Origin of the sequence: Streptomyces sp. E2N166 (assembly GCF_003671715.1) — a bacterium.
In the GTDB taxonomy this organism is placed as follows: Bacteria; Actinomycetota; Actinomycetes; order Streptomycetales; family Streptomycetaceae; genus Streptomyces; species Streptomyces thinghirensis.
On the sequence record NZ_RAIF01000006.1, the window covers coordinates 197,248 to 206,521 of the forward strand.

Annotated in this window: 6 protein-coding genes; 2 read left to right on the forward strand and 4 right to left on the reverse strand. The window is 69.7% G+C overall.

Going from position 1 to position 9,274, the window contains the following annotated elements:
* The 4 genes from EBH09_RS01180 to hppD form a co-directional block, all read right to left on the reverse strand.
* Positions 1-1,500, reverse strand: a 1,500-nt coding sequence (locus EBH09_RS01180; protein WP_238697127.1) for a condensation domain-containing protein, incomplete at its 3' end; no start/stop codon positions are given.
* A complete protein-coding gene (locus EBH09_RS01185; RefSeq protein ID WP_238697128.1) occupies positions 1,497-2,816 on the reverse strand; it encodes a PLP-dependent aminotransferase family protein in 1,320 nt (439 codons plus the stop codon). The genes EBH09_RS01185 and EBH09_RS01180, both read right to left, overlap by 4 nt.
* Positions 2,813-3,937 (reverse strand): alpha-hydroxy acid oxidase, encoded by a 1,125-nt coding sequence (locus EBH09_RS01190; protein WP_121745196.1) that lies wholly within the window; start codon positions 3,935-3,937, stop codon positions 2,813-2,815. The genes EBH09_RS01185 and EBH09_RS01190 overlap by 4 nt, the downstream gene beginning before the upstream one ends.
* Positions 3,934-5,031 (reverse strand): 4-hydroxyphenylpyruvate dioxygenase, encoded by a 1,098-nt coding sequence (hppD, locus tag EBH09_RS01195; RefSeq protein ID WP_121745197.1) that lies wholly within the window; start codon positions 5,029-5,031, stop codon positions 3,934-3,936. Before hppD ends, EBH09_RS01190 begins: the two co-directional genes overlap by 4 nt.
* Positions 5,032-5,336: 305 nt before the next feature.
* Between hppD and EBH09_RS01200 the strand changes: the two genes are divergently transcribed.
* Entirely contained in the window at positions 5,337-7,100 is a 1,764-nt protein-coding gene (locus EBH09_RS01200; protein WP_121745198.1) for a fatty acyl-AMP ligase, read from the forward strand.
* 88 nt (positions 7,101-7,188) lie between these two features.
* Positions 7,189-9,274, forward strand: a 2,086-nt coding sequence (locus EBH09_RS37660) for a condensation domain-containing protein (protein ID WP_193776059.1), incomplete at its 3' end; no start/stop codon positions are given.

Sequence of the window (9,274 nt, forward strand, 5' to 3'; positions counted from 1 at the left end):
CAGCCGGTTCGCCCGCGCGTTCAACCCCGCATACGTCAGGCTCTCGCCCTCGCACGTCAGCGCCACCGCATCCGGCGTGGCCGCCACCTGCTCCTCGAACAACGCCACCACACCCACCGGCGGCATACCGTCGCCAGGGGGCTGACCGTTCCACTCCTCCAGCACCCGGTGCCGCTCGGCCGGGTCCAGCAACTCCAGCCGGCCCACCAACCCACCCGGATCAGCGGCAATCGCCTCAACCACCCGGAGAAGCTGCTCCATAACGGTGTGGGCCTGCTTCTCGGATATGAGGTCGGGCTGGTAGTCGAGCCGGAAGAAGAGCCCGGAGCGGGCTGACGCGACCAGAGCCAACGGGTAGTGACTGCTGCTTCGGCCGCGTACTCCGATCACGCGCAGGCCGCTCGGCTGTTGTCCTCCGCCTCCCGGTTCTACGTCCACGGGGAAGTTCTCGAAGATGACGGCGGTGTCGAAGAGCTCCTGGGAACCGGCCAGCCGTTGGATCTCGGCCAGTCCCAGGTGCAGGTGTGAACGCAGTGCTACCTGCTGCCCCTGGAGCCGGGCGAGTACGTCGACCAGCGGTTCGGCGGGGTGCAGCCGCACCCGCACCGGAAGGGTGTTGATGAACAGCCCCACCATCGTCTCGATGCCGGCGACCTCGGGCGGCCGGCCGGAGACCGTGGCGCCGAACACCACGTCGTCCTGGCCGGTGAGCGCACTGACGACCAGCGCCCAGGCGCCCTGCACGAGGGTGTTGAGGGTGAGGTCATGCTCGCGGGCGACGGTGTTCAGGGCCTGGTGGGTGTCGGCGTCGAGGCCGCGCTGTACGGGCTGAGGTATGACCGCCGGGCGAACGCCCGCGTCCGGTGCGACCAGGGTGGGGCCGTCCAGGTCGGCCAAGGCCTCCCGCCACTCTTCGACCGCCTGCTGCCTGTCCTGGTCCGCCAGCCACTGGAGGTAGACGCGGTACGGTTTGACCGGCGGCAGGTCCCTGTCGTCACCGCGTGTCTGGTAGAGGGCGATCAGCTCACGGATCAGCAGCGGGCGCGACCAGCCGTCCAGGAGGATGTGATGGTTGGTCATCACCAGGCGATGTGTCCGCTTGCCGACACGGATCAGGGTGAACCGCATGAGTGGCGGCCTGGCCAGGTCGAAACGGCGGCGCCGGTCGGTCCACAGCAGTTCGTCGGCTGCGGTCCACCGCTCTGCTTCCGGCAGGTGGGACAGGTCCACGTCCTCCCATGGGACTGTGACCCGGTACGGGATGAGCTGGACGGGCCGGCGCAGTCCCTCGTAGCGGAAGGCTGCGCGCAGGTTGGAGTGCCGGGCGAAGAGGGTCTCCGTGGCGGCGCGCAGCGCGGCGACGTCCAGTTCCCCCTCCAGGTCGAGGGCCGTCTGTACCGCGTAGACGTTCTCGACCGCTTCGTCGTACACACTGTGGAAGAGCAGCCCCTCCTGGAGAGGGGCCAGCGGCATGATCTCCTGGAGCCCAGATGTCGTCATACCGACTCCTTGATGAAGCGGGCAAGGCGGGTCGCACCGGTCTCTGCCTCGGCTGTTGTCACATAGCTGCAGGACAGGCGCATCTGCAGGTCACCGCTGTCGTCGAGGTGGAAGAAGCGCATGGGAGTCCACATCACGCCGTACTCCTGGGCCGAGGTGCGCAGGGCGCTCTCGTCCGCGGGGAAGGGCACCTCGACGGTGAGGAAGAAGCCCCCGTCGGGGTCGTTCCAGTGCACGCCGAGTGCGGAGCGCTGTGCGGGCGGAAACTCGTGGGCGAGGGTGTTCCGTACGCAGCGCATCGTGTCCTGGTAGTGCCGCGCGGCGGTCTCGTTCCTGCGGCGCAGGCTGCCGCCCTCGGTGACCAGGAGTCCTGCGACCACTGCCTGGCTGACGCTGGGGGTGTTGACCGTGACCATGCTCTTGACCTTGGCGATCTCGTCGGCGAGCAGCCCGGTTCCGTCGGTCTTGCGGACCCGCTGGTCGGCCACGACATAGCCGATCCGGGCGCCGGGGAACGCGGTTTTGGCGAACGAGCCGAGGTAGATGACCTGTTGCCGCCGGTCCAGGGCTTTGAGGGTGGGTCGGCGCCGGCTGCTGAACAACCCGTACGGGTTGTCCTCGAGCAGGAGCAGCCCCAGGCTCCGGGCGGTTTCGAGCAGATCGACACGGTCCTGGGTGGGCATGCTGGCGCCGGTGGGGTTGGAGCAGTCCGGCACGACGTAGAGCGCTCGCGGGCGGCGGCCCTGCGCTGTCAGCCGTTCGACGGTCTCCCGCAGCGCTGTCTGGCTGACGCCGTACGGAGTGCTCGCCACCGGGGCTACGGGGATGTCCAGCAGGCTCGCGGCGCCGGTGACGCCCACGTAGCACGGGCTGTCCACGAGCAGTACGTCGTCCGGGCCGTGGCAGAGGGCGCGCAGCACCAACAGCAGTGCCTCCTGGCAGCCGACCGTGACCACCAGGGACTCCGCGGGGACGTCGATCTCCTCGTCCTTGCGGAGCATGTCGGCGACCAGTTCGCGGATCTGCCCCGCGGTCTCGCCGTACTGGAACAGCGTGGTGCGGATCTGTTCCTCGCTGCGGCCGGACTGCCGCAGATACCCGACGTAGGCGTCGATCAGGTCTGCGATGTCGGCGACGTCGAAGTCGCCCTCGTAAGGCCGTCCGGGGGCGAAGGAGATCGCGTCCGGGTAGCGGAGGGTGATCTCGTTGAGGAACGTCATGGTGTCCATGAGCGGATCGGACACGCTGGGGTGCAGGTCCGCTTCGCTCAGCAGCACCTGCTCGGGGTCCTGGGGGGTCGGCTCCGGTGTCGTCACCGTGGCATCTCCACTGCGGTCGCGTCGATCGATGGGACTGTCCGGTGCCCGGTGAAGACCATGGTGTCGGTGAGTTCGCCGGACATGATGGACAGCAGTTGGCGTACGCCTGATGCACCGCCCGCGGCCAGCGCATACAGCGCGGGGCGGCCGACGAAGACCGCGTTCGCCCCGAGCGCCAGTGCGGTGAACGCGTCCGCGCCGCTGCGGACACCGCCGTCGAGGAACACCGGGACGCAGCCGCCGACCGCCGTCACCACCTCGGGCAGCGCGTCGAGTGCGGCCGGTGCCCCGTCCAGCTGGCGGCCGCCGTGGTTGGAGACGATGACGCCCTCGGCACCCGCACTGATCGCGGCGTGCGCGTCCTGCCCCGTCATCACTCCCTTGACCACTACGGGCAGTCCGCTGATCCGCCGCAGCCGGTCCACGACCGTCCAGTCCTGGTCCGCGCGGAACGCCGAGCGGCTGTGTGCGGCGGGCGAGTCCGGGCCCGTGGCCGCGCTGCCGGAGGATGCCTGGCGGGCGGCAGACGGAAGGTTGACGGGCCGGATGTGCGGCGGGATACGGAAGTGGTTGCGCAGGTCGCGCAGCCGTCGCCCCATGTACGGGGTGTCCGCGGTGACGACCAGGGCCTGGTATCCCGCGGCGGCGGCGCGGCGGGCCAGGCCCTCGGTGACCTCCTGGTCGCGGAAGCAGTAGAGCTGCAGCCACGGCGGAGCGGCCTCCCCGGCCGCCGCCCGGATACGCTCCAGCGGCTGGCCGGCGAACGTGCTGACGATGAGCGGCAGTCCGAGTTCGGCTGCGGCCTTGGCGGTGCCCGCCTCGCCGTCGCTGTGTGCCAGCTCGTGGTACGCCAGCGGGGCCACGCCCAGGGGCGCGCCCCACCGGGTGCCGAATACCCGGACGGTGGTGTCCGGCTCGCCGACGGCCGCGAGTCCACGTGGGCGCAGCCGCACGGAGCCGAAGGCCGCCTCGTTGGCGGCCAGCGTGCGTTCCCGGCCGGCGCCGCCGGCGATGAAGTCCCACACGTCGCCGGGCAGCACCCGGTGTGCCGCGTCGGTGAAGTCGGCACAGTCCAGGAGCTGCGCGCGAGGCGAGGAGGCTGCGGCCGCGTCGGTCATCGGGAGGCTGCCTCCCGAGCCCGCTCCACGGCCTCGTACAGCGCCTTGATGTTCGAACTGCCGAACCCGCGGGCGCCGTTGCGCTGGATGTACTCGTAGAAGAGCGTGCCGCGCGGGTAGGGGGACCGGGCGAAGATCTGCAGCAGGTAGCCCCACTCGTCACGGTCGACCAGGACGCTGGTCTCGCGCAGGTCGGCTATCCGGTCGCCCATACCGGCGACGCGCCCCTCCAGCATGTCGTAGTAGGTGGCCGGGGTGTGCAGGAAGGCGACGTCCCGCTCGGACAGCCTCCGTACGGTGCCGATGATGTCGTCCACGTGGAACGCCAGGTGCTGGACTCCCGCACCGGCGTGGGTGGTGATGAACTGGTCGATCTGCCCGGGTGCGCGGTCGGGGTCGGGCTCGATGAAGGTGAAGGTGATGCCGCCGGTGGCGTTGCGGACCACGATCGAGTCCATCGCCTGGCTGCCGACCTCGATGTACTCCGAGGAGTAGTACGGGATGTCGAAGGCGCGCTCGTAGAAGGCGACGGTGTCCCGCAGCGTACCGGCCTCCAGACACACCGCGATGTGGTCCAGTGCGGGCACGTCACCGGCGCGCGCGGGGGCAGTCCCCTGGCCCTCGTCGCCGGCGCGCAGCAAGGTCCACTCGCGGTCCGGAGGAAGGTGACCGGCGGTCAGCCCGGTCTCGCCGACCAGCGTGTGGCGCAGGTCCCCGAAGCCCGATACGGCTCCGAACGGAACCCCTGCCTGCCCTGGTGCGCGGGACGGCGCCGGGGCTGCCAGGGAGGTGGCGCCCCCGGCCACGGCACGGGCGTGGTCCTGCTCGACGTCCGTGCTGAGGAACGCGATGTCCCCGATGGAGTCCCCGTGCCGGTCCACATGGCGGGCAGCCTCGCCGCTGTCGCCGAGGGGCTGCGTGACCACGAGCGTTACGCCATCCCTGCGCAGCGCCGTGGACATCCCGTCCGGTGCACCGGTCTCCGGACCAGCCAGGGCGACCTCGCCGAACCCGTGGCCGTCGACCAGGTGCGCCACGGCCTCCCTCCGGTCCGCGACATACAGCTCAGAATAAGCGACAGCGGTTAGCGGCATAAACTGCTCCCATGGAAGGTTTCCGGCGCATTCAACGCCTCCGTGAATTCTTAACAGAAAGGCATGGAGTAATACGCCGTGCACAACGCCTACCGAATTCTGCAGGACACTCTACAAACAGTTCTTATAGCTTGGATATCGAAGCTCTATCGAAGGCCTGACCTGCACTAACAGCATTCGTATACTCATCTTGACCTACCAGGAAACGCACTGCTACCTTCACAGTAAACCTATGCCATAACCTCAATGCACACCTTCAGGCGGGCTGTTGCATGACCGCCGTAACTCAAGTTACTGAGGGAGCCATGCCCAGCCTTAGGGACACCTCGGACCTGATATCGGCCGTGCGTGATATCGCGGTCGACAAGCCGGAAGAAGAGGCGGTGATCCATGTCCACGACCCCGAGCAGGAGGACGGACACACCTCGCTCACCTACGCCGATCTCGACCGTCGGGCCCGCCGCCTGGCCGTGTACCTGCGTCAGCATCTCGCGGCCGGCGAGCGTGCGCTGCTGCAGTTCAGCTCCGGCACGGACTTCCCGGTCGCCTTCTTCGGCTGTGTGTACGCGGGTGTGATCGCGGTACCGGCTCCGTTGCCGGAGAGCAACCAGCGCGAGCGGCTGCGGGTGAAGAGCATCGTCCGCGACGCCGACGTCCGGGCCGTACTCACCAGCACCGCGCAGCTCGACCAGGTCGCGGCGTGGGCGGAGGCCGAGCAACCGACAGGCCTCCTGCTGCTGGCGACGGACGGCGAGGAGGTCGCCGCCACCGGCACCGAAGGCTGGGAGCACCCGGCGGTGGACCGGGCGACACCCGTCATGCTCCAGTACACCTCCGGCTCCACCTCCGAGCCCAAGGGCGCCGTCATCACCCACGGCAACCTGCTGCACAACATCCAGGCCATGAAGGACGCGCTGCCTCTGCCGGACGGCGGCCGGTACGGCGGCTGGATACCGATGCACCACGACATGGGCCTCATCGGCCACCTGCTGGGCGGCGTACTCACGGGGCGCTCGGCGGTGCTGATGCCCCCCATGACGTTCGTACGCCGCCCCCATCTGTGGCTGCGTGCCGTCGAGCGTTACGACGTCAAGTACAGCTGCGCACCCAACTTCGCCTACGCCCTGCTCAACGACCGGGTGACCGACCAGCAGCTGGCGTCGCTCGACCTCTCCGGCTGGCGGTACGCGGGCAACGGCTCCGAACCGATCCAGGCCCGCACCCTGCGCGCGTTCAGCGAGCGCTTCCGGCCCGCCGGGCTGCGCCCGGCGTCGGTGGTGACCGGCTACGGCATGGCGGAAGCCACCTTGCTGGTGGCCTCCGCGACCCACCGCCCGCCACTGACCCTTCGTGTCGACCCGGACGCGCTGGAGCAGCACCGGATCGTGCGCGCCGAGCTGGCCGGGGGCCGGTACCGCGAACTGGTGAGCTGCGGCTCGCTGTTCGACATCGAGGCCGTCATCGTCGCCCCGGACAGCGGAGAGCGGCTACCCGACGGCCGGATCGGCGAGATCTGGCTCCGGGGCGAGAGCGTCGCCCACGGCTACTGGAACAACGAGACCGCCACCCGGCAGACGTTCGGAGCCACCACACAGGATGGTGACACCGGCTATCTTCGCACCGGTGACCTGGGCTCCTTCGTGGACGGCGATCTCTTCATCACCGGGCGGATCAAGGAAACGCTCTTCCTGCACGGCCGCAACCTGTACCCGCAGGACATCGAGCACGAGGTGCAGCGCCAGCACAGTGAGCTCCGCTCGCTGCCCGGCGCGGCCTTCACCGTCCCGGCCGGAACCGGCGGCACGAGCGCCGAGGACCTCGTCATCACCCAGGAGATCCGAGGCCGCTTCAGCGAGGCCGAACTCGTCCGGATCAGCACGGGGATCAAGCAGACCGTCAGTCGCGAGTTCGGGCTGCCCGTGGCCTCGGTGGCGCTGCTCCGCCCAGGGGCCGTACACCGCACCACCAGTGGGAAGATCCAGCGCGTCGCCATGCGCCGGCTCTTCCTCGGCAACGAACTGCGGCCGCTCCACCTGGACGGCCCGACGTCATCCGCACAGCCAGCCTGACCACCCGGCGCTCCGGCACCGCCCGCGAGCAAATCCGCACCGCCCGGCCGAAGTTCTGCGAGGAAAGATGACCGAGGTTGAGTCCGCAATGATCCGACACGCTCTCACCGACGCGCAGTCCGAGGTTTGGCTCGCGCAGCAGCTGGACCCGAGGAGTGCGCACTACAACGTCGGCGTCCGGCTGGACTTCTCCGGCCCCATCAACCCGGAGCTCCTGGCCACGGCCATCGGCCGGGCCACAACGGACGCCGAGGCGCTGCGCTGCCGGATCGACCTCAGCGGCAACGATCCGCGTCAGGTCATCGTGGCGGCGGACGAGATCCCGCCGCTGCACCAGGTCCAGCTGGCCGGGCATCCGACGGAGACCGATGACTGGATTCAGCGGGACCTGGCCGCCCCGGTCGACCTGCTGGCCGCACCTCTCCAGCAGCACACCCTGCTCACCCTCGCTGACGGCCGTCACATCCTGTACCTGCGCTACCACCACATCCTGCTCGACGGCTTCAGCCTGATGCTCTACCTGCGCCGCCTCGCCGAGGTCTACTCCGCCCTGGCCGCCGGGCGGGAGTGCCCGTCACACGCCTTCGGCACCCTGGGGGATCTGGTGCGCGCGGAGGAGGCTTACCGGACCTCCGAGCAGTACGGTGATGACCGCGCGTATTGGCTCGCCGCGCTGGCCGACCACCCCGACCCCGTCTCGCTCGCCGGACGCTCCGCCCCGCCCGAGTCGTCCGTACTGCGCCTCACCGCCGAACTCACCGCCGGCCAAGCCGAGGCTCTCCAGAACACCGGCCGTCGGGCGAAGTCACCCTGGTCGCTGGTGACCATCGCGGCCACCGCGGCGTTCATGCACGGCATGACGTCGCAGGAGGACATCCTCCTCGCCCTGCCGGTCACCGCGCGTACCGGCAGGGCCGCCCTGACCACCCCTGGCATGCTGGCCAACGAACTGCCGCTGCGGCTGCACGTACGGCACTCCATGAGCTTCGCCCAGCTGCTGGAGACCACGGCGGAGCAGGTCAGCCAGGCGGTACGGCACCACCGCTTCCGTGGCGAGGAGTTGCGGCGCGAGCTGGGCGTAACGGCGCCCGAAGCGCTGCGCGGTCCAATGGTGAACATCATCTCCCATCAGTACGAACTGTCCTTCGGCAACGTGTCGGCGAAGGTCGAGCGGTCCTCCGGGAACCAGGCCCGGGACCTCAACCTCATCTTCAGCGGCACCCCACACAGCAGTGTCCGCATGGACCTCGGCGCCAACCCCGGCCTCTACAGCAACGACCAACTGGAGTCCATCCAGGGCAGGTTCCTGCGGTTCGTGGAGGCGGTGACGGCCGACGCCGACCGCCCGCTCGGCCGGCTCGACATGCTGACGCCGGCCGAGCGGCACGATCTCCCCACGCTCTGGACGGGCGGTGAGACCGGGGACGTGCCGGTGGATGTGGTCGCGTTGTTCGAGGAGCAGGTGGCGGCCACACCGGATGCGGTGGCGCTGACCTGCGAGGGCGAAGAGGTCTCATATGCGGGGTTGAACGCGCGGGCGAACCGGCTGGCCCGGTGGCTGGCCGAGCGGGGGGCGGGCCCGGAGGCGTTCGTCGCGGTGGACATGCCCCGGGGGGTGGACGCGGTCACCGCGCTGCTGGCTACCTGGAAGAGCGGTGCGGCCTACGTTCCGCTGGACCCCGACTACCCGGCCGAGCGCACCGCCCACGTCCTGGCCGACGCCGCCCCGGCCGTGCACCTGACCGGTCTGGACGGCCTCGACCTGGACGGCTACAGCGAAGCGAACCTGTCCCTGGCCGAACGCGGTGGACCGCTGCACGCCCGGCAGCCCGCCTACCTGCTCTACACCTCCGGCTCCACCGGCCGCCCCAAGGGCGCCGTCATCGACCACCACGCCCTGGCCTGCTATCTGGCCCACGCCCGGGCCACCTACACCGCCGCCGCACAATCCACCCTGCTGCACTCCCCACTGGCCTTCGACCACACCGGCACCGCCCTGTGGACCCCCCTGACCACCGGCGGCACCCTCCACATCACCAAGCTCACCGAAGACACACCCCAACCAGCGCTGCTGAACGCCACGCCCGCCCACCTGCCCCTGCTCAACCTCCTGCCCGACTCGGTCTCACCGACCCACACCCTCATCCTGGGCGGGGAAGCCCTCCACGGCCACA